We start from the raw sequence: 24,429 nt of genomic DNA, 5'->3' as shown, positions 1-24,429 counted from the left end.
TTCCAATGTTGACATCAGTCCTACATTGTCTGTGTGTAAAGCTTCCAATCTTGTGGAGATTGTAAACAAAACGTTCACTATGTTTCCATAATTTGGACAGCGTCCTGTGGGAAGAAGGTTATCGTGACTGGTGGTTGTTATCCCGTGGCTATTAAGTGCCGGATGACTCTGAACAAATAGGATAAGCAAATGGCAAAAGCCATGCCTGCTGCAACTGACGAGCGTAGCCGCCGACAAGGTCCAGGCGCCGAACGCGGGCCTAATCTAGCCAGCGTGCCGGACAGCATCGGCTTTCTTGTTGTCAAGAACGGTCTCTTTTGGGGCTCGATCGCCCTCTCTGGTGCCGTTCTTTACGGTGCAGCCTCGATTTTTTTCTAACCGCAGCGCTGGACGGCGGCATCGCTAAATATTTTTGGACAGACAACGGTCTGCTGTGTGGCGTGTCGCCAGTGTAATCTCGACTTTCCGAGCTTTTTTATCGGCGGACAGCCAGGTCCGCATCCAGCCGGTTCAAGCCAAAATGATGATCCGGGCGGAACGTCTCCGGCAACGGGATTCGGGGCGAGTTCCCGGAAATCTCGGCAATCAGCCCTTCGGCGATCAAGTGCGCTATTCCATAGGAAATCTTGAAGCCACCTGTAGCCGCAAAAGTCCGCTCCCGGCCGGGCAGGGCGCCGACCAACGGGTCGCGCTTGTTGCATCGTGGCCGGATGCCGGCCCATTCGGTCAGCACCTCGCGCCCGTTCAAAGACGGACAGAAGGCGGTGGCCCGCCGGATCAGATCGGCGGAGCGATCCGGGTCGACCTCGGTATCCTGCGCAGTCCGATCTGACGTGCTGCCAATTGCGAGGGTGCCATCGTCATGCGGAACCACATAGAGCCCGTCGCAATAGATGGCCGGCCGGTTTTCCAGGCCGCGGCCGTCCATCAAGAGGGCCTGTCCCTTTTCCCCTCGTCCGATTGCCTCACCTGTGAGGGTTTCGATGAGATCAAAAGCACCATGCCCTCCCGCAATGACGAAATTCGTCGCATTGATCGTCTGCCCATCGCTTAGATGAACCGCATCCTTTGCCTCATCGAACCCGGTGACCCCTGTTTCTTCCAACAAGAGGCCCTGTTTGACCACGAAACTTGCCAATGCTTTTAAGTAAAGCCGTGGAGCAACCCGGGCTGCCAGCGTTTCAAAGACGATACCGTGAGGGGCTGCGTCCGCGCTCAGCCAATTCGAACGGCTGCCCTGCGGTTCAACAACATAGGAAAAACCGGTTTCCTCCGGATGCCAGCGCTGCTTGCTCTCCTCGGCGCGCTCCAGATGGTGGTCCAGTTTGTCCTGTGTTGTCAGCGGCAGGATCCGGCCCAGGCGCTTGTAGCCGCAGGTGACGCTAGAGAGCTGTTCCAGTTCTGCGATATGGCCGGAAAGGCTTGAGAGCGCCTGAAACTGGAACTCTTTCTTCGGGTTCCAGCGGGCTGGCATGTGCGGCATCAATGCGCCAAGCAATCCGCCGCTGGCCCCCGCGCCAACATGACGGGTTTCCACGACAGCAACCTTCAATCCAGCCTTGAGCCCTGCATAGGCTATCGACAGGCCGAAAATACCGGCACCGGCAATTGCCAAGTCATATCGCTCAGAAGTGCTTGCCACGTTGGTCCCCGCGCTTGATCGGCTCTCTGGGCTCCCGTATGAGGAGCTGACAATTAGAGGCTTGGTTTAGTGGCGTGACGGACGAAGAGCAAAGAAAAACCGCTGCGGCGTTTGGCCCGCCGGATCTGGAGTGGCTGGATGGGGACGTGCCGCGGGCCGAAGGGTTTGGGGATACCTATTTCTCAAAAGCCGGCGGGCTTGCGGAAACCCGGCACGTGTTCCTGTCCGGCAATGGCCTGCCAGAGCGTTTTGAGGGGCGCGAGAGCTTCACAATTGCCGAGTTCGGTTTTGGCACCGGCCTTAACTTGCTGGCGGCGGTTCAAGCGCTGGAGAGTGTCGCAAGTCCGCCGGAGCTGACGTTCATCTCGTTTGAACTTCATCCCCTGACCAGCGAGCAGCTCAGCAGGGCGCTAAACGCGTTCCCCGAGTTGACCGATTGGGCAGAAAAACTGACCGCTGTTTGGTCTCCGCAGCCCGGCTGGAACATCCTGGAGCTGGGGCGAGTGAGGTTGGCGCTTGGCGTGGGAGATGCGCGGGTGTTGATTGGGGATCTTCATAACGTGCCCGAAGTGCTGGAACACACCGGCATAGGTGCCTTGAAAATCGATGCCTGGTTTTTGGATGGGTTCAGTCCCGCAAAGAACCCGGAACTCTGGGACGAAGAGCTTCTGAAGGCTGCAGCTGATTTGACGGCTGAAAACGGAACGCTCGCGACTTATACATCAGCCGGATGGGTGCGGCGGAACCTGCAAGGGGCGGGTTTCGACATTGAAAAGCTCAAGGGCTATGCCGGCAAGCGCGAAATGGTGATTGGCCGGAAGGCGGCATTTTTGGGATGAACCGGCCTCAGCTGCCGGTCAGGGCGCGCGGCATGGCAGATTGTGTCAACCGGTGCTCAACCCAGTTGCGGTGCCAGTCCAAAACATCGTCTGCCGGCATCGGACGCGCAAAAGCATAACCCTGCGCGAATTTGCATCCAAAACTCTGCAGAAGTTCCGCATGCGCCAAGGTTTCCACGCCCTCGGCAAGGACGTCCAATTGATACACCCTGCCCAGCGAGATGATGAGTTTGAGTAGTTCCTGGTCCTGCGCATTGTTTAGACTATCATGCACGAAACCTTGATCGATCTTCAAGGTGTCGACCGGCAGTTTCTTCAGGTATGCAAGGGACGAATAGCCGGTACCAAAATCATCCAGCGCAAATCCGACAGCAGATAAACGGCAATTCCGAATGATTTCGGAAACTCGGTCAATATCGCTGAGGGCATCGGTTTCGAGCAGTTCTATTTCCAACTGTTGCGGTTCAACTTTTGGATGGGCCGCCAGATGGCTTTTCAAGGTTTCCTCAAAATCATCGGATGTGAGTTGGAGAGCACTGACATTGACGCTGACGGTCGTGTCGAGGCCTACCTCATTCCACCGCTCAATCTGTTCAAGGGCATTGTCCAACACCCAGTTGCCAAGTTCGATGGCCACATCAGGGTGCCGTTCGATTGGCGGCAGGAACGCGCCTGGCATCAAAAGACCCTTTTCGGGATGTTGCCAGCGTATCAGCGCTTCGTAGCCAATGACTTCTTTCGTGGCGAGCCGGATTTTGGGTTGATAGTGCAGGCGGAAAGCATCCGTTTTTAGGGCCTTTTTGGCATCCGCCACCTGAGCATAATACTCTGTCAGCCTGCGGTCCTGTTCCGGGTCGAAGAACTTGTACTGATTTCTGCCGGCGATCTTGGCCTCATACATCGCCTGATCGGCCTGACGTTCCAGCTGGTCACCGTCAATCTCTTCCGTTTGCGGGTAGAAGGTGACGCCAATGCTGGCAGAAACCGATGCTGTTGCCGCGCCGAGCTTGAACTCCTTGGACGCAGCTTCAAGGATCCGGTTCAGCGTGCTGACGCAGCTCTTCTCATCTGGCAGATCGGTGATGATGGCAACAAATTCGTCGCCCCCGATGCGTGCAAGGGTATCTTCCGTGCGCAGCACTTTGGTGAGACGGTGGGCGACCGAGACAAGCAACTCGTCGCCGGCAGCGTGGCCATAAGTGTCGTTGACGGCCTTGAAGCCGTCAAGATCAATGAAGGCGATTGCAAGCGTATGCCCATGCCGGCGCGCGCGCGCCATGGCCTGCTGCATGTTGTCTGCAAGAAGCACACGGTTGGGTAGGCCCGTCAGGCGATCGTATCGGGCCAAATGCTCCAGCTGCCGCTCATGAGCCTTCATTTTGGTAATATCGACGAACAGGCCGACGTAGTTGGTGGGCACGCCAGCTTCGTCTTCAATGGCGCTGATGGTCAGCCGTTCGGCATAAACATCACCGTTCTTCCGTTTGTTCCAAATCTCGCCTTGCCAGACGCCATCCTTTCTAAGCGTGGCCCACAAGTCTTTGTAGAAGCCGGCATCGTGTTTTCCCGAGCTCAGGAAGTTCGGGTTTCTTCCGATGATCTCATCGCGGTCGTAACCCGTTATCTCGGAAAAGGCCTCATTGACATCAACAATCGTGCCTTTCGTATCGGTGATGATGATGCCTTCATCTGAGTGTGTGAACACCTGAGCGCTCAGCTTGAGGGCGTTCTCCGCATGTTTCTGGTCTGTCATATTTTGCGCGACGGCATAAACCAGCTGGCGGTCGACATCTGACCGCGCGGACCAACGCAAGTGTTTCGCCTCGCCGGAGGCACAGACATATCTGTTTTCAAACCTGTCGATTCCCTCTCCTGCAACAAGGGCTGCAAAGGTTTCCTCGGTGGTTGCCCGGTCCTCCGGATGTACAAACTCGATAAAGGGGCGTTCACAGAACTCTTGAAGGGTGTAACCCAGAAAGTCTTCCCAGGAATCATTGAGGCGCAGGATGGTGCCATCAAAATCCAGGATGAGATTTAAGGACTGTGACTGATTGAAGAACTGCTCCAGATCCCGTTGGCTGCGTTTGCGCTCTTCGACCTCTTCTGACAGCTCACGCGTCCGGTTGCGGACCCGTGTCTCAAGTGTTTCGTTCAGATTGATGAGCTGAAGTTTTGAAAGGCGGAGCCGGGTGTTGAAGCTGCTCACCATGACATAGCGCCAGATGACGAAAGCGCCGACCAGAATGGCCACAATGACAAGCATGCCTTCAAACACGCGTGTTGAGGTCCAAAACGGCTCGGGGGCACCATACCAGCGTTTATAGATAGTCTTGTATTCCGGTGAGTTGACGAATGCGGTGACCGCTGCACTGAACAAAGCTTGCAGATCGGATCGGTCCTTTCGAAAACGCAGTCCGCGCGGAATTTCCTTCATGGCCGAACCGGTGATGCGGATTTGGTCTTCAACGCCAATATTACGGGCAAGCGCTTGAAACACCGTGTCGGGGTAGACAACGGCATCGACAGCTCCGGAAAGAAGCCCAAACAGAGCCTGCTCAGCGGTTGGATAAATCTCAAGATCAACATCTGTGCGATTGCGCAAGATGAACAGGCCGGCATTCCGTTCGACAACGCCGACCTTCTTGTGATGCAGGGCGCTGATGAGCGTTGGGGCGACACTTCCCTCGCGGACGAACACAACAATCTGGAAGGTTTCGACGGGAGGGGTGAACAAGTTGTTGGCTTTCCGCTCGGACACAATCCCGCTATTTGGAATAAGGTCGGCTTCGCCGTCCTCCAGCATTTTGATCGCGTCAACAAAACTCGGAGCAACCTTGTATTGAACCCTAAGGTCCAGCTCTTGGGCGAGATGGTTCAAAACGTCGATTGCAAACCCGGTCGGGTTGCCATCTTCGTCCAGGCTGTAGTGTGGTGGCCAATTGGCCGGGACGGCTGCAATAATTTCGGTGCTGGTTGTCTGCGCACCGAGATGGCCTTTGCCCGGAGGCGCAGCTTCCGTAACAGTTGAAAACACCAGAGCGCAGGCAAATGCCAAGAGAAAGAACAGCACTCTCATATGTTCGATTGCCCCACCGTTGCACCCGTCGCCCGAAGGCCGCAGCCAGAAATACTTGCTGGCATTCTGTCCCATGGATCAACATGTTTGAAGCAAACAAGCGATCCATGTTCAAACGTCTGCAAAGGCTATATTTGAACAAGTGAATATTCGGATAAAATACTCGCACATATGTAGAAATACGATCAAAAAACGTTGCAGAATTGCTCTGATATATTCGTATTTTTATCAGTATTTAGGATTGTCTGCTGCCGGGGCGGCCGGTAAGCTTTCTCGCGGATTGTTCGTTGCCATTCTGAACACTCCCGAGTTGGCAGGTGTCACTGCCGATGACAGTTTTGAACGGCACAGCGGCCAGGGAGGTTTTTATGGCGTTTTCACTTCAGGTTCTTTATCCGGTCCGCCCGGATACGACATTCGATTATGGGTATTATGCTGAAAAGCACATGGCGCTTGTGGCCGAGCACATGGGCCCGCACGCCAGCCAGGTTCAGGCCACAAAAGGCATGGCTGGCGGACCGGATGCACCGCCGGAGTTTTATGCGGTCGCGACCATGGTGTTCGAGACCAAAGGCCAACTGGAGGCCGCCCTCGCAGCGGCAGGGCCGGTGACGGCGGACATCCCGAACTATACAAACACCCGGCCGCAATTGCTGATCGGTGAAGTGATCGGCTAAGTTCCCATTTCCGGAACCGGTGTGATTGCTGCCCCGGTTTCGAACCAGCTCTTGATGTTGTCGGCAACCAGCATCGCCATTGCATTGCGGGTTGCCTGGCTGGCCGAGCCCACATGCGGCAGCACGGTCACTTTCGGCAGCGCGAGCAAGGCCTCCGGCACGTTCGGTTCATCTTCAAAGACATCGAGCCCGGCACCGTAGATCGTGCCGTCTTCCAGCGCTGTGATGAGCGCGGCCTCGTCAATCACCGACCCGCGGCCGACATTGATCACAACCCCGTCCGGACCAAGGGCGTTGAGCACTTCGGCATTGACCGCGTGATGGGTCGAAGGGCCACCCGGCGCGACCACCATCAGCGTGTCGCAGGCCTCGGCAAGGCCGGTCAGCGTTGGGTGATACGGATAAGATACGCCGTCCTGTTTTGTGCGGCCGTGATAATGGACCTCAAGTCCGAAGGCTTCGGCCCGTTTGGCAATCGCCTTGCCGATCCGGCCGAGCCCGAAGATGCCGAGCGTGCGGCCGCGCAAGGTTGCTGCGGTGGTGGGATACGGCTTTTTCGCTGCCCAATGCCCATCGCGCACCCACTGTTCGGCCTGGCCGAGTTCACGGATTGCCATGATCATCAGGCCGATGGCGGTATCCGCGACCTCTTCATTCAAGACATCCGGGGTGTGTGTGACCATGACCTTGGCCGCAAGGCACGCAGGCACATCGATGTGGTCATAGCCAACGCCAAAGCCTGCAACGATTTCCAGGTTCGGCAGCTGATCCAGAAGCGCCTGATTGAACGGCCCGAAGCCAAGCGCAACTCCGCGCACTTTTGGACCGACCTCGGCCAGAACCTTCCCCCGGTCCTCCGCTTCATGGAGCTTGTGAACGGTAAAGCGCTTTTGAAGCTCTTCTTCTGCGATCGGAAGCAGGCGGTAAGGCATCAGGATGTCGGGCTTGGTCATGATGTGATCCGGATTAGGGCAGGGGCATTGAGCGGTTCTTGTTAGAAGAATTCTCCTGCGCCGTCGAGGCCGGTTTAGGCCGGACGCCGCCCCTTGGTCTTCGTTTTTTGACCGGAAAACTTCGGCATTTCGACACAACTTTGGGCAAATTGCCGCCAAACCATTTTCTGCATTCACCTGGCCGGTTTAGGCGCTATCTACAGCGCAACAAGGAGAGGCCGCATATGTCAAAAACGGGCATCATGATTTGCGGGCACGGCAGCCGCGCCAAAATTGCCGAAGAAGAATTTGCACTCCTCGCCAAGGGCTTGCGGGACCGCTATCCGGATATGCCGGTGGAATACGGTTTTCTGGAGTATTCCGCGCCGAACATTCACATGGGGCTCGATTCCCTGCGCGATCAGGGCGTGACGCATATTCTTGCGGTGCCGGGCATGCTGTTTGCCGCGACCCACGCCAAGAACGACATCCCGTCGGTGCTGACCACCTATCAAGAAAAGAACCCGGGCCTCACCGTCAGCTATGGCCGGGAACTCGGTCTGCATCCGCAGATGATCGCCGCCTTCGAGGCGCGGATCCTTGAAGCGTTGGGCCTGACCCATGTCCATGATGGCGATCTCTACGACACCATGCTGGTGGTTGTCGGACGCGGCACCTCCGACACGCTGGCCAATGCGGAAGCGGCCCGTCTGACCCGGATTGTCACTGAAAACCTCGGCTTCGGCTGGTCGGAGACCGTCTATTCCGGCGTCACCTTCCCGTCGGTCGGCCGCGGGCTCGAGATGGCCCTGAAGCTCGGCTACAAGAAGATCGTGGTTGCGCCGTATTTCCTGTTCTCAGGCCGCCTGATCGACCGGATCTACAACTATGTTGACAAGGTCGCGGAAACCGAGCCGGACGTCACCTTCTACAAGGCGCACTACCTGGCCGATCAGGCCCATGTGATCGACACCTTCGTGGAGCGGATCACGGAAGCCGCCGAAGGCTCCCTCGTTGAAACAACCGACCTGATGGCGTCCTTCAAGGAGCGTCTTGCGCGCGGCGAGGTCGAGGTGCATCACCACCACGCCGAATACCGCGATCCGCTGGACGATGAGGCCGGTGGCAGCGGGCACACGCACGGCCATGATCACGCGCATGACCACAGCCATGATCACGGGCATCACCACCACGATCACAGTCACGGCCATGGCCATCACCACCATCACGGGCACTCGCATGATCACGGCCATGGCCACAGCCACGGCGTCTACAAGCACATTGCCCACCCGAACGGCCCGCGCACCATGATCGATCAGGGCGTCTGCTGCTGCTTCATGGGCCAGTTCCCGCAAGAGGTGATCGACGAGGAACGCGAGTTGCGCAAAGGTCTCGGCATCGCGCCGACCGTCCCCGAGAAACTCCCCGCCTGCGCCCCAAAGCGCAAAACCGCCTAAACGCGGGGCGCCGGTCGCGGTTCAGCCTCAATACGTTTCCCAGCCGTCCCGGACAAGCAAAGCGCAGATCCGGGACCGGAGCGCTGGAAATACCGGTTTTGGCTTCAGCGGCTTCCCGATCCCGGATAATCCTTCCGGATGTCCGGGATGACATATGAGGCCAGGTCTTCTCTGTCACGAGTGCCATCCCCGCGTCCTGCGGGGATCCACTCGTTTCCAGGGCCTGTATTCCGGGGCTTCATTCGTGCCAAACCCACCGTCGTCATCCTCGGGCGTGACCCGAGGATCCATTCCGTTTCGCGTCCACTCGATCAGCAATGCTTTGGGCAAGATCTCGGCATGGAGTGCCGGGTCTGGCCCGGCAATGACGACGGGAGGAGATTACCGTGGCAGGGGAAGCAAGAACAGACGAGATGGGGCCAGCCCACACTTCCAACTAGCGGATAATCTTCATCTCACACTTTTTGCGGGAGCCGCTCTCCCTGCTTCCAGCGGCTCCCCTAGTGTGCTGCGCACGAACGCTCTGCAAATGATTGATCCCGGATCTCCGCTTTTGCTGCGTCCGGGACGGCAGCGGATGAGGGTTGGTTGGCGCGTGACGGTAAGCGCTTGACGTCGCTGAGAGACAGCGTGGATCCCCGCACAGGGGCGGGGATGACATCAGAACATTTGGTTGGCGACACGCAAGGAAATACCGGGCAATCGGCAGACGCGTTCAAAGCGGTCGCAGTCCCCTACCACCCAATCTCCGGGCCGCCGCGACCATAGCCCGCCACGGTCATCCCCGCCCTGCGCGGGGATCCACTCGTTTCCAGAGCCGGTTTTCGTTGGCCGGAGGGCCGCCGCAGCCACCACCGTCACCCCGGCCTTGAGCCGGGATCTATGCCGTTCTGTTTCCACCCGATCAGCCGTGCTTTTGGGGCACATTCACGGCAAGGATTTCCTTGCGATCGAGCCGGGCGCAGTCGCCTCACGCCCGGCAATGGCGGATGACGGTCGGAGCAAGCGGAAAACTGTCCGGTGAAGGGCGGCACATTGCCAAAATCCCCCCATTGCCCCGGTGCGCCCTTTGGCGTAAAAGAGCGCCAGATTTTAGATAAGATTCCCGACATTCCAACCTGCGGAGACGACGAGCCCCATGGCGCGCCAGTTCATCTATCACATGCATGGCCTGTCCAAGGCCTACAACGACAAGAAAGTTCTCGACAACATCCACCTGTCGTTCTACCCGGACGCCAAGATCGGTATCTTAGGCCCGAACGGGGCTGGTAAGTCGACGCTTTTGAAGATCATGGCCGGGCTCGACACAGAGTATTCCGGTGAGGCCTGGGCCGCGGAAGGCGCCAAGGTCGGTTACCTGCCGCAGGAGCCGAAGCTCGACGAGACCAAGACGGTCCTGGAAAACGTCATGGAAGGCGTTGCCCACAAGCAGGCCAAGCTCGACCGCTACAACGAGCTGATGATGAATTACTCTGAGGAGACCGCCGACGAGGGCGCAGCTCTTCAGGACGAGATCGACGCGCAGGATCTGTGGAACCTGGAAAGCCAGGTGGAAATGGCGATGGAAGCGCTGCGCTGCCCGCCGTCCGACGCTTCCGTTGAAAATCTCTCCGGTGGTGAGCGCCGCCGGGTGGCGCTCTGCAAGCTGCTCTTGTCCGAGCCGGACCTTCTGCTGCTCGACGAGCCGACCAACCACTTGGACGCGGAAACCGTTCACTGGCTGGAGCGGCACTTGCGCGAGTTCAAGGGGTCCGTCCTGATCATCACCCACGACCGCTACTTCCTCGACAACGTCACCGGCTGGATCCTGGAGCTCGACCGCGGTCAGGGCATCCCGTACGAGGGCAACTACTCCGTTTATCTGGAGAAGAAAGCCAAGCGCATGCAGCAGGAGGGGCGTGAAAACATGGCCCGCTCCAAGGCGATCGACCGCGAGCGCGAGTGGATGGGCATGTCCCCGAAAGGCCGCCAGACCAAATCGAAAGCCCGTATCAAGGCCTATGAAGATCTGGTCGCGATGCAGGAAGAGCGTCTTCCGACCATCGAGCAGATCCTCATTCCGGTCGGCGAGCGCCTTGGCGCCAACGTCATCGAGCTGGATGGCGTTTCCAAAGGCTTTGAAGACCGCCTTCTGATCGACGATCTGTCCTTCAAGCTGCCGCGCGGCGGCATTGTCGGCGTTATCGGTCCGAATGGTGCCGGCAAGTCGACCCTGTTCAAGATGCTGACCGGTCAGGAAACCCCGGACAACGGCAAGATCACCGTTGGTGAGAGCGTGCATCTTGGGTATGTCGACCAGTCCCGCGACAAGCTGGACCCGAACAAGACCGTCTGGGAAGAGATTTCCGACGGCAACGAGATCATTTATCTCGACGGCAAGGAGATCAACTCTCGCGCCTACTGCTCGTCCTTCAACTTCAAGGGCCCGGCTCAGCAAGCGAAGGTCGGTGATCTCTCCGGTGGTCAGCGCAACCGCGTCCACCTTGCCAAGGTCTTGAAGCAGGGCGCCAACGTTCTCCTGCTCGATGAGCCGACCAACGATCTCGACACCGAGACGCTGGCAGCTCTTGAAGACGCGCTGGAAAACTACGCCGGCTGCGCCGTCGTGATCTCGCACGATCGTATGTTCCTCGACCGTCTGGCAACGCACATGCTCGCCTTTGAAGGCGACAGCCATGTTGAGTGGTTCGAAGGCAACTTCGAAGACTACGAGAAGGACAAGGTCCGCCGCCTCGGTGCCCACGCCGCCGACCCGCGCCGCATCAAGTACAAGCCGCTGACGCGCTGATGCTGTGACCGTATGAAGTTAAAAACCCCGGAACTATATTCCGGGGTTTTTGTTTACGTGCTTTCATGTCGGTCAGCTGCCGGTATGACCGGAAATGATCTTTTCTATTGTGCCGTCTTGTCTCATCTCAATGATGGTGGCGTCAAAGGCCTCGATGAAAGCCTTCGCTCCCGGGCCTTCCCAGGCTTTTGGATAGGCAACCATTGATCGTTCTTCACTGGCGATACCGATGAAGTCCACATTGTCCAGCTGGCTGTCTCTAATGACCTTTTCGGCAACCAGACGTTCTTGTACATAGCAGTCAACCCGTCCGAGATTGACCTTCATCAGGTTTTGTTCGGTTGTCAGTGCCTCTTCCAGCGTGATGTCACCAGCTTCCACCATTTTAAAAAACTGGTAGCCGGGTGTTTCAAAGCTGAAATTGTTTCCGAAAATCAGACCCTTGTAGTCAGTCGGGTACGCCCAGTCAGGGTTTGCGATCCCTTTTCTGCAGTAGATGCCGACCTGCTCTATCAACAAGGGTTCGGAGTAGGTTTGAACCCAAGGGCGTGCTTCGGGCTGGTAATATGCACCTACTAGACCCTGTGCCCTGCCGACTTCGGTCAACTTAACCGCCCTCGGCCAGGGCAGGGCCTCAAGCCGCAGATATTTGTTGGCATCCATGCGCGCTGCTGCGGCACGTATGATATCTGTCAGGATACCTGCAGGTTTTCCGTCGGATTTCATCATGTAGGGCGGGTAGGCTTCGTCCAGCACGAACCGGACATCGGCAAACACCGAAGATGAAGTCAGTAGAAGACTGGCTGCAAGCAATACCTGTCTCACGAATAATCCTCGTGCTTGTGCCGAGATCACACGATGGTCGTTTCAAAAACTTAAGGAACGATTGCAAGAGGATTATGACGCAGTGTTTTGCTTGCGGGCTTTGAAATCGCCACAGTAGAAATTGGCATTAAGCCGAACATAGAACGCGCTTGCGGTTTTGTGGGACTCGACATCGAGGCTGCCCCATGAGCGGTGCTCAAGGGGCAGACATCTTTTGGCCGGAGTTAACTCCCGACGTGGCTGGCAATGATCTTGTCTATTGTTCCATCTTCTCTCAAGGACACGATGGCAGCATCCATGGCCTTTATGAATGCGTCGGCCTCTGGTCCGCTCCAGGACTTCCGGAACCCGATAAAGGATTTCTCTTCGCTCGCGTTCGCCACAAAATCGATGTTATCGAGCTTGTGTTCATTGATGGCGATTTCCGTCGTTAGCCGCTCTTGTACATAACAATCGATACGGCCGGATGACAGTTTCTTTAGGTTCTGCTCTGTAGTTTGAGCTTCTTCGAGCTTTATGTCACCGGCTTCAACTAGGGCAAAAAACGCAGCGCCAGGCGATTGAAAGCCGGTGTTGTTGCCGAATGTGAGGCCCTTGTAGTCATCGGGATAGGTCCAGCCAGCGTTTGCGACACCTGGCTTGCAGTAGATGCCAACTTCTTCGGTCATCAATGGTTCTGAATAGGTGCCGATCCAGGGACGTGCCTCTGGCTTGTAATATGTTCCAACCAACCCATGGGCCCGGTCGCCCTCCACAAGCTTCACAGCACGGGACCAGGGGACGGTGTCCAGTTTGAAGGTTCCCTGATTTGCCATCCGGGTTGCGGCGGCCTGGATGATGTCTGCGAGGATCCCAGCCGGTTTGCCATCCTGTTTTTCCATAAACGGGGGGTAGGCTTCGTCCTGAACCAGCATGACTTCCTCAGAAGATGCAGAGATCGGCAAAAATGCAAGTGAAAGGCTTGCGATGAAAAGACAGTGTTTCATCTGGTTGTCCTCCAAAGATTGGGAGCTATCCCAGATGGTCTGTTCTGGTTATTAAAAATGTATTGGACCTAACATGGGAACTGCTGGCTATTCGGCAGAAAATTTATAGGAAATCGATAGATATCAGTCTGAACCAGGTTTTCATTGTTTTTACTTCCAGCGAGAGTTTTGCGACTTGAAACAACTGCCAGTGTTAGAAACCGTTGTTTTTTTACTCCCATTCACATTCCGGTGGCCCCATGTCTGCGCGCCAATTGTCGACGGGCACTGACCTGAAACTGGTGCGGATTGGCCGGCCGTCCTTGAAACCCTTGCCGGTCAGAAGATTGACGTCGCACTCTCCGGTCAAGACATCGCCATTCGCGTCAACAGCCAGCGTGTCATAGAAGGAGTAGGTGTAGCCGCCGACCACATACCGACCGTCGCGGTGAACAATGGTGAGCGTCTGCTGCCACCGGTGGCGGCCAATGGCAATGTTTTCGGATTGAAGCCGGAGCGCTCCATTTTCCGCCGTGGATAAGGACGCGTCACTGCCCCCAATTCCGGTCACTGCGATCCCGGGGGCATACGCTTCAAGAGTGAAATCCCAACCATCCCGGCTGAAGAGATACAGATCTGCATCTTCTTCTCCCTTCACCAGCACAGCCCTGTAGTAGTTGCTGTCTTGGTACCCGCTGACCGCGGACAGGACGCTCGCAACGCTCACTGTTGGCTCGTCTGCAGAAGCCCCGAAGGTGAGGAGTAATGTCAAAAGGATAGCCGCTGATAGCTTGGCCATGGTGTTTCTCCGATTGAGGCTGCACAAGTCTAATCGGCAAAACTCAAAAGCGAAGCGTCGATTTACAGTGTTCAAAAATCCTTAAAATTGTTAATATGACCATCAATCTCCCCTGGGTTGCGGGGTTGGCATGATCGACAGTTTCGAGACGTTTTCCGTTCTGCTCCTGATCCTTCCGGGCATTTTGGGGTTTTTCGTCTACAATCAGGTGTCTGATTTCAAGGTGAAGGACACGTTGCCGTCCGTGTCCTGGGTGATCTTCTTTTTGCTCGCAACGCAGATCACATCCATTGGATTGTTCGGCCAGAGCTTCTTTCCCGATCTTGCGTCAGAAACCAAGCCCGGCGCACAGCAGAAGATTGCCGCCTATCTCGGCGACATCTCGGCAACGCCGCTGATCGTTGCCGCCGGGTATGGCGCCCTGTTCGGGTTCTTGAAAAACTACTCCGTCAGCCACCGCATCCTCAAAACCTTGAAATTCTCAAAGCGGATCAGCAGCCGGCAGCCTTGGAATGAGGTGTTTCACGAAAGGCGGGGTGTTTGGGTTGTGGTGCGCTTCAAGGACGGCACGGCGCTCTCCGGCTGGCCGCATTATTACGCCGACGACCAGGGCGGGGAGACACAGCAGCTCTTTTTGAAGCAAGCCGTCTGGTTTGTGCCGGTGGGCGAAAGCAAGACCTTCGTCCCCTCAGCCGGCACGCAAGTTCAGCAAGTCCCGGCTGGTGAAGTTCTGTTGCCGGACATGTCGAATGTCGTCGCGATCGAGTTGGAGGAGGACTAAACCATGGTGGATCGCAAGAAACCGAAGGATGATCAAAAGAGGGTCGTGAACGAGCCATTTCCGGGTGGTGTTTTACCTGGGCTCGGTGGCGGGCATGGGCCGTCGCATGACGATGTGGCGCCCTTGAGTGTCAGTCAGGGAGATGCGCCGAAGGGACCCAGAAAGGTGCCCGGCGGCGGGACGCCCTATACGCCGCCATCCGGTACATCGACCGAATAAGGCATGTAAAATCCGGTCTCCAAGGCCTGGCCAGGACATGAGGGCGGGCGCGGTCTATTGCGCGTCCGGTTGAATGGCGCCTGGGGCCAGCCTTACGAAATCTTCATCGCAGCGCCGTCTTTTCGGTGCAATTGGCGCAAAGAGTGTTCTCCATCACATGTACGCCAAAGGACATTTGCCACTCTGCTGGCAGGAACCAAAGGTGTTTCGATAGGAGGGTTTCATGAAATTTGCTTTGCCCGTATCTGCCATGGTGGCGGGAAGTCTCATTTGCGGTGTGGCCTTTGCCCAATCCCAGAATGTGGCCCAAACACAGCCGCAGACCGCAGCGCCGGTTCAAGGCGATCCGGCGCCGCCGCCAGCTTATGATTATGTCCAGCAGGCCGGAGCCATGACCTTTGACGGGTCAACGCTAACCCTGAACGATGCGAACACAGGGGTCCTGTTCTTTTCCGAACGCCCCTACCGCCTCGGCGGTCAGGTCAGCAACGCCGATTTTTCTGAATACTGGAATGCGGGCAACACGTTCTCCAAAGTGCCACCGAATGCGGTTGTCAGCGTCTTAAGCCAAACCGGCACGGCACCGGCGCTTGTCGAACTGACTTCGGCAAAGACCGAAGGCTCGAGCGTTGTTTATGACGTCAAGGTGCTGCGCGGCGACTTGCCGGAAAGCGCGACCGGTGTGGCGCTCTTTATCGATCACGGACCGCGGCCGCATCACCATGGCGCGACTGCAACGGCACCGGGCGCTGCGCCGGGCAGCGTCGGCTTCGAGCCCTATGGCCCTTATTGCTATCACGCACCGCAAGATCCGCGCTGCCGGGCCTGGCATCACCCGGTTCACCCGTACCATCCGTATTATCCGCCCTACGGCCCGTACTATCACCCGGGCGCTGCTTATGCGGCCGGTGTTGCAACAGGGGCCGCGATCGCGAACGCCAACAAGCAGCCGGCTTACTACTATTACCCGATCCCGACAGGTGCCTTGCCGCCCAACTGCTGGATCAATTCGCAGCACACGCAAATGGTGTGCACGGTTCCGATCCAGTAAGTGAAACTGTGTGATTTGGCTTCGAAGGTTAAAGCCTTTGATCTAGAACTTGAGAGGCGGTGGTGAACCGCCTCTTTGGTCCTTCTCCATGTTCACCTCTACAGCATCAGCGCCAGATGGTCGCGCCGTTACTGTTCTTGTATCCACTTTTTGTTTTTGTGAAACTGAAGCAGTCCTCCTTGCCCTTACGGAGTTGCTTGTAAGCTGTACAGATTTGTTTGCCTTTGATCCGAAGGGTGCCATTGTAAGTTTTTCCGCCAAATTGAGCTTTCACTTTGGACGTTTTATAGGTCACTTTGCCGGTAATTTTCCCTTGCTTGAAGTTCCATGTTTTTCCGAGAAGCTCTTGCGGATCAACAGTTTGAGCTTGAGCTGTTCCGAGCCCAAATGCGATGACCAAAACAGATAGTGCTGTTGCATAAAAATTTACTTTCATTACCGTCTCCTAATTCATAGGTAACTGTCTAAATATGACAGGTGTAGAATAGTTTTATGGTTACCTTAAGTAAACATGAGTCTTCACCCTTATTGATGTGTGCGTCGCAAAAAAATTGTGCACTGCCGTTGCGCGAGGGTCCCCTTCCTGTTAGTGTTCAATTCCTGATTGAGTTCGTCAGGAGGATACAATGCGGAAGTCCGTCTGCCGGTTCAAATTCCATGCACTGTCTTTGCCGATCGTTCTCGCCTTCGGGTCAGCGGCGTTTGTAACGCCGTTCATGAGTTCGGCGGCAATTGCAGACCCACTTCCCAAACTGACCCTGGCTGTGCAGGAGACGACAGTTTCAGGGCTGTCCAGCGGCGCATTCATGAGTGTACAGCTGCAAACGGCCTTTTCCAGCAACATATCCGGTGCAGGCGTTGTCGCGGGCGGACCTTATGGCTGCGCTGTTGTCCAGTCCTGGTGGAATGCGTTTGTCTATTATCGCGCGTTGAAGGCGGTTGGCGTTTGCATGGCGAATACCCCATCAACTCCCGACCCGGTCGAGTCCCTGGAGGTGATGCGCGCCAATTCAGGGAAAATTGATCCGATTGCCGGCATTGCCGATGACCGCATTTATCTGTTTCACGGCGACGCTGACGACACGGTACATGGCCCGACGATGGATGCCTTGAGACAGGTCTACGCGGATCTCAATGTGCCGACAGAAAGCATTCGCTACGTCGATGATATCAATGCAGGGCATGGCTTTCTGACAGCTGCCGATGCCGAAAACACCTGTCCGGCCGACCCTGACGCTGCAAAGGCGGACCTGACCTGCGGTGTGGTGGCCTGTTCCACCACCGCACCCGATTACTTAAACAGTTGCGACGCGCCCCAGGGAGCAACGGAGAAGATCGAGCAGGCGCGGGATATTCTCAACTGGCTATACGGCCCGCTCGCCCCGGCAACCGCGCCCGTCGACGCCAACTTCAAGACATTCGATCAGTCGCTATATACCAACGGCGCGGCCGGGATGGGGAACACCGGATTTGCCTATATTCCAACGGCCTGTTCTGAGGGAGAAAGCTGCCGGCTGCATATCGCGCTGCATGGCTGTGAGCAGACCAGCGGCCAGATCGGTGAGAAATACGCCCGGCTCACACAGTTCAACCGCTGGGCCGAGAGCAACCGCATTGTTGTCCTTTATCCGCAGGCAGAGGTCATTCCGGGCAATTTTTTCAACGGGTACGGTCTTGCGGGTGGCAACCCAAAGGGATGCTGGGATTGGTGGGGCTACAGCAGTTCTGATTTCTTGAGCAAAGAGGCACCCCAAATAGCTGCAATCGCAAAGATGGCGGAGGCACTTGGGGCGCCGATTGCCGAGACCTCACCGCTCAATTGACGATGCGTCAGTTTGGTCCGCGATTGCTGTCAGGCGATGTTGAGGAACCGGATGATGTCTTCCGAGCTTTGTGTGATGTCGTCCGAGATCTTTTTAATTTCGTCGGTCAATGCCCGGAATTCTGTGCCGTGAGATCCTGCCCTTGTGGCCGAGATCTTTGCGTTCAGCGCGATCATGCGGGATATCTTTGAGGCACGTTGGATGTCTTCAACCGCGGTGCGGACCCGGTCAATCTCAAGTGTACGTTGTTCATCGCGTGTGGCTGTGGCTGCCTGGAAATCCGCTTCGAGCGCCCCGACGATCTTTTGCAAGACCGCGAGGGTGTCGGTCAGGACAAAAGTGGAAAAGTCTTCAAGCTCCTTCTGCCGCCGTGTTTTGCCAGCTTCCAACGTGGCTATGGTGTGCCGGGTCTCACTGACAAACCGGTTGATGACCGCGTGCCCTTTGATGCCGTCACGGCCATTCAGTATCGCGGCAACCTCCGCGCATTCCCAATGGGGCAAACCGAGGTCTTCGTCACCCTCGCACAGGATCTTGAAACCGGTTTCAAAGTCATCGGCGGCGGCCTTCAGCATATCCAGGTGATGATCAGAAGTGGTGAGCCTGTCCGAAGGGTTACCTGTGTGCCGTGCGTTCAAAACAACAGACAGGAAACCAACCCGCTGTGACAACATCCGTTGGCGTCCAGCAATGTTGATCAGTCGTGCGTAGGTGTTTTCGTTAAAATCCGCCTGTGCCATAAAGGTTGCTCAGCTTTGTATACGTTGACAAAGCGTACCGTCCTGAGTTGTGCAGTGCGAAGAGGAAATCTTGTGCAGGTTGCATAAATGTTGGCAGTCAGCCAATAGTGTCAATCTGTTGGCATTGTCAAAACCGCGTAGATAGCGAGATTGCGGGATCTGGTTTCCGTATCAGCCCAGTTCGCTGAAAAACCGGGCAGTCGAACAAGATCGGGAACAGTACGGCGGTGCTATATTGTGCCGTCAGTCCAGTTCATGATGATCTTCCGGATCGTGCCATCGGCGGTCATTTGTTTCAGGACACTGTCCATGTCGGCAATGAAGGTATCGCCGTCTTCCGCGCTCCAATGCTGGCTGTAGCCGATATGGGCGGTTTCCGTGTGGACTTCCCGGATCGGTTTGATCTTGTCGAAGTTGTTGGACTGGATGGAGAGTTCGACAGCCTCTTGCTGTTGCACATAACAATCGGCGCGGCCAATTTGCAAAAGACGCAAATTGGCATCAGTCGTCTGTTCTTCAATGAGCTGGATTTTGCCATTTAAAACCATCTCAAAAAACTCCGTGCCCGGAGTTGAGAAACCGGCATTGTTGCTAAACAGCAGCCCCGCATAATCCTTCGGGTATTCCCAGTGGTCCTGGGCAACGCCTTCCCGGCAATAAACATGGATGGTCTCTGTCGCCATGGGCGTTGAAAAATGGCGGATCCACGGCCTGCGTATTGGCTTGTGATAGGTACCGACCAGCCCGTTCACCTTGCCGCTTTGCACGAGGAACTTGGCCCGTGTCCAAGGGGCAGACGTCAGCTCGATCGTGTAGCCCGGCAGCCGTTTGTCCGCTTCTTTGATAATTTCCGCATAGATCCCGGCAGGCCCATCCTCTTCGGCCGTCATGAAGGGGGCATAGTCCGCATCTTGAACGAGCGTGACGAGCCGTACTTGATCATCGGCATCAGCCAGCGCGGCGTTTGCGCATATCGCCGTGACAGCGGCACAAATCGTTAGAAGGCTTTGTCGTACGGTTTTCATAGGTCTTTTTTGACCTGTGGTGCGTACGCAGGTGTCATTCTGGAGGTTCTCACTGGCTTCTTGTTGTTTTGACGTTCCAAAATTGCCGAGCCTGTCCCGTATGTCGATCAGTGTGATTACGTAACGATAGTTTTGAGGTCCAGTAATTACGAAACATCGAAAGTGTCAATTATCCATAAACACGAGCGTATAAATGGGATGACATTGCGGTGATGCCGGTGGTTTCAACTTCCAATGAATTTCGCGATGATCTGGTCAATCGTGCCGTCAACCTTCATAGCCGTCAGAGTTTCATCCATGGCCTTGATAAAGGCATCTGCGTTCGGCCCGGTCCACTTGTCGGAATACCCGATATAGGCAGCTTCCAAAGATGCCGTGCCGACAATCCGCACATTTTTGATGTTCTTTTCCCGGATCAGGACTTCTGTGGCGATGCGCTCCACGACGTAGCAATCAATCCGGCCGAGGGCGAGTTTGTCCAGGTTCTGCTCGGTCGTTTGCGCTTCTTCCAGTTTGATCACGCCCTGCGCGACGAGCTCAAAGAACCGGTCTCCGGGCGCCTTGTAGCCGGCGACATTGCCGAACAAGAGGCCTTTATAATCGTCCGGATAGATCCACCCGGGCTGCGCGATCCCGGATCGGCAAAAGATGCTGACTTCTTCGAAGAAGATGGGCACGGACCAATGACGGATCCACGGCCTGTCGGTCGGCTTGTAGTAGCTGCCAACAAGACCTTGCGCAGATCCGTTTTCGACAAGAACCGTCGCGCGCGTCCAGGGAACTGCCTGAACCGAAAGGTTGCTCGCGTCCATCCGGCGTTGCGCTTCGAAAAGGATCTCGGCATAGAGCCCCGCCGGCATACCGTTTTCGACAGTCATGTAAGGGGCGTAGGCATTGTCCTGCAAAAAAAGCACCTGATCCGCGGCGAACGCAGGCGGTAAAGCAGCCAACAGGAAGCCCAACCCGCCCATGATAGCGCGGAGGAGGTTTCTGCCGGATCGGCGGCACTGCAAGACGAGCAACAACAGCGGTTCCTTTCTGTTCGTCTCAGAAAACCACGGCGGTCTTATTTGTTCGTTACTATCGCAAGTAGATCAAAAAATTGTCCCTGCGCAAGGCTGACCACCGGCTTCCATCAACGATTTGCATGAACTCATCACAGGCTTTTGCTGGCGGTCAACGTTCCATTCCAGTACGTAGCTGGCAACAAATAATCTAAGGACTGACACCATGGCCGACCGAGATACCTGCCTTGCCGATACGCTGGACGTTACCCGCAAATTCAAGATTGCCGGGCAAGTGGAAGGTGTATTCGGTACACCGGTGACGGAAGACTTTCAGACCGAACCGGTCGAACGTCTGGCCCTGACATTCGAAGGGGTGCCGGGGGATCGTCATGCCGGGTTCACCCGCAAATCCGGAGGGCGCGAGCCATGGTATCCGCGCGGAACCGAAATGTGCAACGAACGGCAGATCTCCATCCTGTCTATGGAAGAACTGGCAATCATTGCTGACCGCATGGAAATCCCCGAACTCCGGTCCGAATGGATTGGCGGCAACATCACGCTCTCCGGCATTCCCAGTCTTTCTCTGATCCCGCCGCGCACACGTCTTGAATTTGAGGGCGGTGTGGTGATCCGGGTTGATGGCGACAACGCCCCGTGCCGGTTTGCCGGATCCGCAATCGATCGCCAATTCCCGGACCGCAGTGGGCTCGATCTTCTGTTTCCGCAAAAAGCCCGGCGTCTGCGCGGTCTGGTCGGGTACGTTGAAAAACCGGGCACGATCAAACCTGGCGAAAGGGTGACGGCCCATATTCCAGAGCAGTGGGTCTATCCGAACAAACAATAGCCGATACGGTCAGTGCCATTCGCATAGGACTTCAAATAACGGGCCTGTTGCGGTGCTGTCCAGAAGCCCGGTCCATAAAGTGCGGTCGGGCTTTTCCGTGCCGTCTGGTGTACCTGAAGTTTGATCGCGATTCTCCGCCGTGTCAGCGTTTTGTGTGAAATACAAATGGAGGAAAACGGTCGAAAAGTGCCGGAGGATTCTATGCGTCGGGACAACATCTCAAACGGTGTCCGCATACTGTGACAACGGCGTCCTCCCGAGCTCTATTGATGTTTGAATAGCGTTGCTGCCACATCGATCCTTGTGACTGGGCAGGAGCGCTACAACACGGACCTTTCTGATTGGGCGGAGTTGTGAGATGTAAGATCTTCGCGACCGGAACCGGACAATATTCCTTCGGAAAAGAGAAGGCGGAACATGGAAGATCTGATCCTGCTTATGGACAAGCACCGGGGGGCCGTCGAAGAGACCCTCAAGCCTTTTATTCATATTGAAATCACGCCGTCTGATACTCTGAAGCCATGGAACAGCAAGTTCCAGGGCAAGCCCTATCTACCCGAAGGCAGTGCAGTCCCGCGTGGAAAGGACGGCAAGGAGCTGTTTCTGGCCGCGCAATTTAACTTTGAGGAAATGCCGGTCTTCGATCCGCTTCCGTCTGAAGGCATTCTTCAGTTCTGGGTTGATGCGGATGATCCGCACGAAAGGGATAACTTCAAGGTCATTTTCCATCCGGAGGTCCGGAAGACCGATCTACGGTCTGATGTTTCGATGGCCCTGCCGGCGAACAACCCGGTTTTCCGCAAACCATCGCTCGAATACCGCCTGACGTTCGATCTCCGCAAGATGCCGATGACTAACTACATCACAGGCTTCGATACAGTCTTTGAAGCCGCGTCCGACGAGCTGGAAAGCGCAGGTTATGAGTTCACCGATGCTTATGAAGAGTATGTCCATGCGCGGTTTCGTTATGACGACGGGGAATTCTACAGCGACAACGGGCACCGGATTGGCGGTTATCCTGCCTGGATCCATGCCGATTACGGCCCGAAGGACAAGGACTTCCTTCTGTTCCAGATGGATGCAGACTACGACACGGAAAACATAGTTTGGGGGGATTGGGGCGTTGCGTTCTGGTTCATCAGTACAGACGCTCTCCGGCGGCGGGATTTTTCCGATGTCCACTTCACCTATGATACATCGTGAAGACTGCCGGTGAAGTCCGGTCCGCGCCGGTCCATCAAACGGCTGTGAACTGATTAGCTCATTTCTCGGGTTCCGGCACAGCCAGCGCGATTCGTCCATTAAAACCCCTGAATGAGACCGGTGTGGCCGAACAGTTGGCGTAATTGAACAGGGCCCTCGGGGCCGCCCTGCAATCGACCGGACTGGCCTAGAAGGGCCTTTCAGATCACGGAACAGGAGCGACTTTGCAACCGGGGCTATTGAGGCGCTTGTGTTTGGCTTTGACCGCAATTCGGGCGCAGTGGGCTCGATCTTCTGTTTCCGCAAAAAGCCCGTCGGCTGCGCGGCCTGGTCGGGTTTGTCGAAAAGCCGGGTACGATTGCAGCGGGCGAAACGGTAACCGCGCACATTCCGGAGCAGTGGATTTATCCGAAGGCTTGAGTCTCAGCCTGTAATCAGCTTGTCTTCCTCTCATCTATTTGACTTGAAGGAAGATAAGCCGTGCTGCCAATTCACCACATGATCGATCAAGGACCGCGCCCGGTGGCGCCGTTTTCGCACGCCGTCGAAGCCGACGGCTGGGTCTTTGTGACCGGTCAGATGCCAACCGATCCAGATGCCCCGGATGCGCCCTTGCCGGCTGGCATTGAGGCGCAGACTGACCGGGTGATGGACAATCTGAAGATCGTGTTGGAGGGGCTCGGACTGGGATTGGAAAATGTGACCTTCGCCCGGGTCTATCTGACCGAATTCGAACGCGATTATGCGCAGATGAACGAAACGTACCGCTCCTACTTCGAGGCGGGCAAGCTGCCGGGACGGACCTGCATCGGTGTAACCGCGCTTGCTGTCGGCGCGTTGGTGGAGATCGACCTGGTCGTGCGTCGTCCGTGAGTCTTGTCAGGAGTTGATGTCGCCGGAGGCCGCTTCAGCATCGCGGCAGTCCGGCACCGCCGCATCGAACTTGGCCAGGAAACCCGGGTTGAGTTGAAGAAAGTCGTTCGAAAAATAGACCGAAAGCGGTTTGTCCTGCTGCACCTCTGAGCGGATTTCGCTCAAAACTCCGCGGGTGTCCAATATGCTCTCCATAACCAGGTTGTTGGCGAGCGCAGCGTCCACACGGCCAGCCAGCAGCATTTCCAGAAGGGCATTCGTGTCTCTGGGCGGAAAATCCGTTGTGCGATAGCCGTTCCGGCGGAGCCATGTTTGCATGTTCGCGCCGAGAAAGCTGGACGTCAGCATGGACAAGCGATTGGCTGGATCTTTCGGACTGAGGATTTGATCCTTGAGGAGATACCACGTCCATGTCTGCCGGGCGATGATCGCGCTGGCCGTTGCATAGGCATCGCGCCGCGCATTTTGGGACGCCGCAAAAAAGCCGTCCGCATATCCGTTTTGAACTTCGAGCTGCGCGCGTTTCCAAGGCAGCACATGGATTTCAAACGCGCGATCAATTGCATCGAGAGCGCAGGAAACGACACGAACCGCAATCCCGTCAAAGCTCCCGTCGGCCTGAACTGATCCGTAAGGCGGAAGGTCGTGCGTCGTTAAAATCACCGGTCCGGTTTCGGCTGCCGATGGCCGCGTCATGACGCTGAGAGCCACCGCGCTGGTCAGTGAAAGCACCAAGGCCGAAAGGCAAGCCCAGTAGATTTTGGCCCAAGTCCGGTAAGATCGGAACACAAAGTTCCCCAACGTTCGAATCTTCAAAAACCAAAGGATTTTTATCCTGATTGAACGTCAGAGTAAAAGGAGCG

General features: G+C 56.2%; 23 protein-coding genes and 1 pseudogene. 13 read left to right on the top strand and 11 right to left on the bottom strand.

The features are described from left to right. The first annotated feature begins 189 nt into the window (after positions 1 to 189). Complete coding sequence (locus ACQY4Z_RS04510; RefSeq protein WP_428527046.1) at positions 190 to 378, top strand: hypothetical protein; 189 nt, start codon at positions 190 to 192, stop codon at positions 376 to 378. 97 nt (positions 379 to 475) lie between these two features. Here the strand turns inward: ACQY4Z_RS04510 and ACQY4Z_RS04505 are convergent, their stop codons facing one another. Next, entirely contained in the window at positions 476 to 1,642 is a 1,167-nt protein-coding gene (locus ACQY4Z_RS04505) for an NAD(P)/FAD-dependent oxidoreductase (RefSeq protein WP_428527044.1), read from the bottom strand. 74 nt (positions 1,643 to 1,716) lie between these two features. Here ACQY4Z_RS04505 and mnmD point away from each other — a divergent pair, with 74 nt between their 5' ends. Then, entirely contained in the window at positions 1,717 to 2,481 is a 765-nt protein-coding gene (gene mnmD / locus ACQY4Z_RS04500) for a tRNA (5-methylaminomethyl-2-thiouridine)(34)-methyltransferase MnmD (RefSeq protein WP_428527042.1), read from the top strand. A 7-nt stretch (positions 2,482 to 2,488) separates the two neighbouring features. Here the strand turns inward: mnmD and ACQY4Z_RS04495 are convergent, their stop codons facing one another. Next, the gene (locus tag ACQY4Z_RS04495) at positions 2,489 to 5,557 is read right to left on the bottom strand and encodes an EAL domain-containing protein (protein WP_428527040.1); all 3,069 of its coding nucleotides are present in this window, start codon (positions 5,555 to 5,557) and stop codon (positions 2,489 to 2,491) included. A 368-nt stretch (positions 5,558 to 5,925) separates the two neighbouring features. On the opposite strand from ACQY4Z_RS04495, the gene ACQY4Z_RS04490 reads away from it, so the two are divergent. After that, positions 5,926 to 6,234 carry an EthD family reductase gene (locus tag ACQY4Z_RS04490; protein WP_040453119.1) on the top strand — a complete coding sequence of 103 codons (309 nt, stop codon included), beginning with the start codon at positions 5,926 to 5,928 and terminating at the stop codon, positions 6,232 to 6,234. Here ACQY4Z_RS04490 and ACQY4Z_RS04485 read toward each other — a convergent pair. After that, entirely contained in the window at positions 6,231 to 7,187 is a 957-nt protein-coding gene (locus tag ACQY4Z_RS04485; protein ID WP_428527038.1) for a 2-hydroxyacid dehydrogenase, read from the bottom strand. The two genes, ACQY4Z_RS04490 and ACQY4Z_RS04485, sit on opposite strands and share 4 nt — an antisense overlap. Before the next feature lie 224 nt (positions 7,188 to 7,411). Between ACQY4Z_RS04485 and ACQY4Z_RS04480 the strand changes: the two genes are divergently transcribed. Both ACQY4Z_RS04480 and ettA read left to right on the top strand, forming a co-directional pair. Continuing rightward, positions 7,412 to 8,623, top strand: coding sequence for a sirohydrochlorin chelatase (locus ACQY4Z_RS04480; protein ID WP_428527036.1), 1,212 nt, complete (start codon positions 7,412 to 7,414; stop codon positions 8,621 to 8,623). A 1,138-nt stretch (positions 8,624 to 9,761) separates the two neighbouring features. After that, positions 9,762 to 11,411, top strand: a complete 1,650-nt coding sequence (ettA, locus tag ACQY4Z_RS04475) for an energy-dependent translational throttle protein EttA (protein ID WP_428527034.1) — start codon at positions 9,762 to 9,764, stop codon at positions 11,409 to 11,411. A gap of 72 nt (positions 11,412 to 11,483) precedes the next feature. Here ettA and ACQY4Z_RS04470 read toward each other — a convergent pair whose 3' ends face one another. From ACQY4Z_RS04470 to ACQY4Z_RS04460, 3 genes are all read right to left on the bottom strand, one after another. Continuing rightward, entirely contained in the window at positions 11,484 to 12,236 is a 753-nt protein-coding gene (locus ACQY4Z_RS04470; protein WP_428527032.1) for a substrate-binding periplasmic protein, read from the bottom strand. A gap of 224 nt (positions 12,237 to 12,460) precedes the next feature. Further along, positions 12,461 to 13,222 (bottom strand): substrate-binding periplasmic protein, encoded by a 762-nt coding sequence (locus ACQY4Z_RS04465; RefSeq protein WP_428527030.1) that lies wholly within the window; start codon positions 13,220 to 13,222, stop codon positions 12,461 to 12,463. 211 nt (positions 13,223 to 13,433) lie between these two features. Beyond that, entirely contained in the window at positions 13,434 to 14,000 is a 567-nt protein-coding gene (locus ACQY4Z_RS04460; RefSeq protein WP_428527028.1) for a hypothetical protein, read from the bottom strand. A 130-nt stretch (positions 14,001 to 14,130) separates the two neighbouring features. On the opposite strand from ACQY4Z_RS04460, the gene ACQY4Z_RS04455 reads away from it, so the two are divergent. From ACQY4Z_RS04455 to ACQY4Z_RS04445, 3 genes are all read left to right on the top strand, one after another. Beyond that, on the top strand, positions 14,131 to 14,781 hold the full coding sequence (locus tag ACQY4Z_RS04455) for a DUF6338 family protein (protein ID WP_428527026.1): 651 nt from the start codon (positions 14,131 to 14,133) through the stop codon (positions 14,779 to 14,781). Positions 14,782 to 14,784: 3 nt separating this feature from the next. Further along, a complete protein-coding gene (locus ACQY4Z_RS04450; RefSeq protein ID WP_428527024.1) occupies positions 14,785 to 15,000 on the top strand; it encodes a hypothetical protein in 216 nt (71 codons plus the stop codon). A gap of 223 nt (positions 15,001 to 15,223) precedes the next feature. Continuing rightward, positions 15,224 to 16,051 (top strand): hypothetical protein, encoded by an 828-nt coding sequence (locus ACQY4Z_RS04445; protein WP_428527022.1) that lies wholly within the window; start codon positions 15,224 to 15,226, stop codon positions 16,049 to 16,051. Between the two features lie 106 nt (positions 16,052 to 16,157). Here ACQY4Z_RS04445 and ACQY4Z_RS04440 read toward each other — a convergent pair whose 3' ends face one another. Continuing rightward, positions 16,158 to 16,487, bottom strand: a complete 330-nt coding sequence (locus ACQY4Z_RS04440) for a hypothetical protein (protein WP_428527020.1) — start codon at positions 16,485 to 16,487, stop codon at positions 16,158 to 16,160. A gap of 190 nt (positions 16,488 to 16,677) precedes the next feature. Here ACQY4Z_RS04440 and ACQY4Z_RS04435 point away from each other — a divergent pair, with 190 nt between their 5' ends. Then, positions 16,678 to 17,874, top strand: a complete 1,197-nt coding sequence (locus ACQY4Z_RS04435) for a hypothetical protein (protein ID WP_428527018.1) — start codon at positions 16,678 to 16,680, stop codon at positions 17,872 to 17,874. A gap of 29 nt (positions 17,875 to 17,903) precedes the next feature. Here ACQY4Z_RS04435 and ACQY4Z_RS04430 read toward each other — a convergent pair whose 3' ends face one another. The 3 genes from ACQY4Z_RS04430 to ACQY4Z_RS04420 form a co-directional block, all read right to left on the bottom strand. Next, positions 17,904 to 18,614, bottom strand: coding sequence for a type IV pili methyl-accepting chemotaxis transducer N-terminal domain-containing protein (locus tag ACQY4Z_RS04430; RefSeq protein ID WP_428527016.1), 711 nt, complete (start codon positions 18,612 to 18,614; stop codon positions 17,904 to 17,906). Between the two features lie 230 nt (positions 18,615 to 18,844). Beyond that, complete coding sequence (locus ACQY4Z_RS04425; RefSeq protein ID WP_428527014.1) at positions 18,845 to 19,639, bottom strand: substrate-binding periplasmic protein; 795 nt, start codon at positions 19,637 to 19,639, stop codon at positions 18,845 to 18,847. 224 nt (positions 19,640 to 19,863) lie between these two features. Beyond that, a complete protein-coding gene (locus ACQY4Z_RS04420) occupies positions 19,864 to 20,553 on the bottom strand; it encodes a substrate-binding periplasmic protein (protein ID WP_428529710.1) in 690 nt (229 codons plus the stop codon). 316 nt (positions 20,554 to 20,869) lie between these two features. Between ACQY4Z_RS04420 and ACQY4Z_RS04415 the strand changes: the two genes are divergently transcribed. The 4 genes and pseudogenes from ACQY4Z_RS04415 to ACQY4Z_RS04400 all read left to right on the top strand — a co-directional run bounded on the left by ACQY4Z_RS04415 (position 20,870) and on the right by ACQY4Z_RS04400 (position 23,566). Next, positions 20,870 to 21,490, top strand: a complete 621-nt coding sequence (locus ACQY4Z_RS04415) for an MOSC domain-containing protein (protein WP_428527012.1) — start codon at positions 20,870 to 20,872, stop codon at positions 21,488 to 21,490. Positions 21,491 to 21,907: 417 nt separating this feature from the next. Then, positions 21,908 to 22,693, top strand: a complete 786-nt coding sequence (locus ACQY4Z_RS04410) for a YwqG family protein (protein WP_428527010.1) — start codon at positions 21,908 to 21,910, stop codon at positions 22,691 to 22,693. Between the two features lie 276 nt (positions 22,694 to 22,969). Continuing rightward, positions 22,970 to 23,113: pseudogene (locus ACQY4Z_RS04405) on the top strand (MOSC domain-containing protein); the annotation flags it as partial. A 78-nt stretch (positions 23,114 to 23,191) separates the two neighbouring features. Further along, entirely contained in the window at positions 23,192 to 23,566 is a 375-nt protein-coding gene (locus ACQY4Z_RS04400) for a RidA family protein (protein WP_428529708.1), read from the top strand. 6 nt (positions 23,567 to 23,572) lie between these two features. Here the strand turns inward: ACQY4Z_RS04400 and ACQY4Z_RS04395 are convergent, their stop codons facing one another. Continuing rightward, the gene (locus tag ACQY4Z_RS04395; RefSeq protein WP_428527008.1) at positions 23,573 to 24,355 is read right to left on the bottom strand and encodes a substrate-binding periplasmic protein; all 783 of its coding nucleotides are present in this window, start codon (positions 24,353 to 24,355) and stop codon (positions 23,573 to 23,575) included. Between the last annotated feature and the right edge of the window lie 74 nt (positions 24,356 to 24,429).

This window comes from Roseibium sp. (genome assembly GCF_965276855.1).
Classification (GTDB): domain Bacteria; phylum Pseudomonadota; class Alphaproteobacteria; order Rhizobiales; family Stappiaceae; genus Roseibium.
This window is presented reverse-complemented; position numbering and strand designations above follow the sequence as displayed.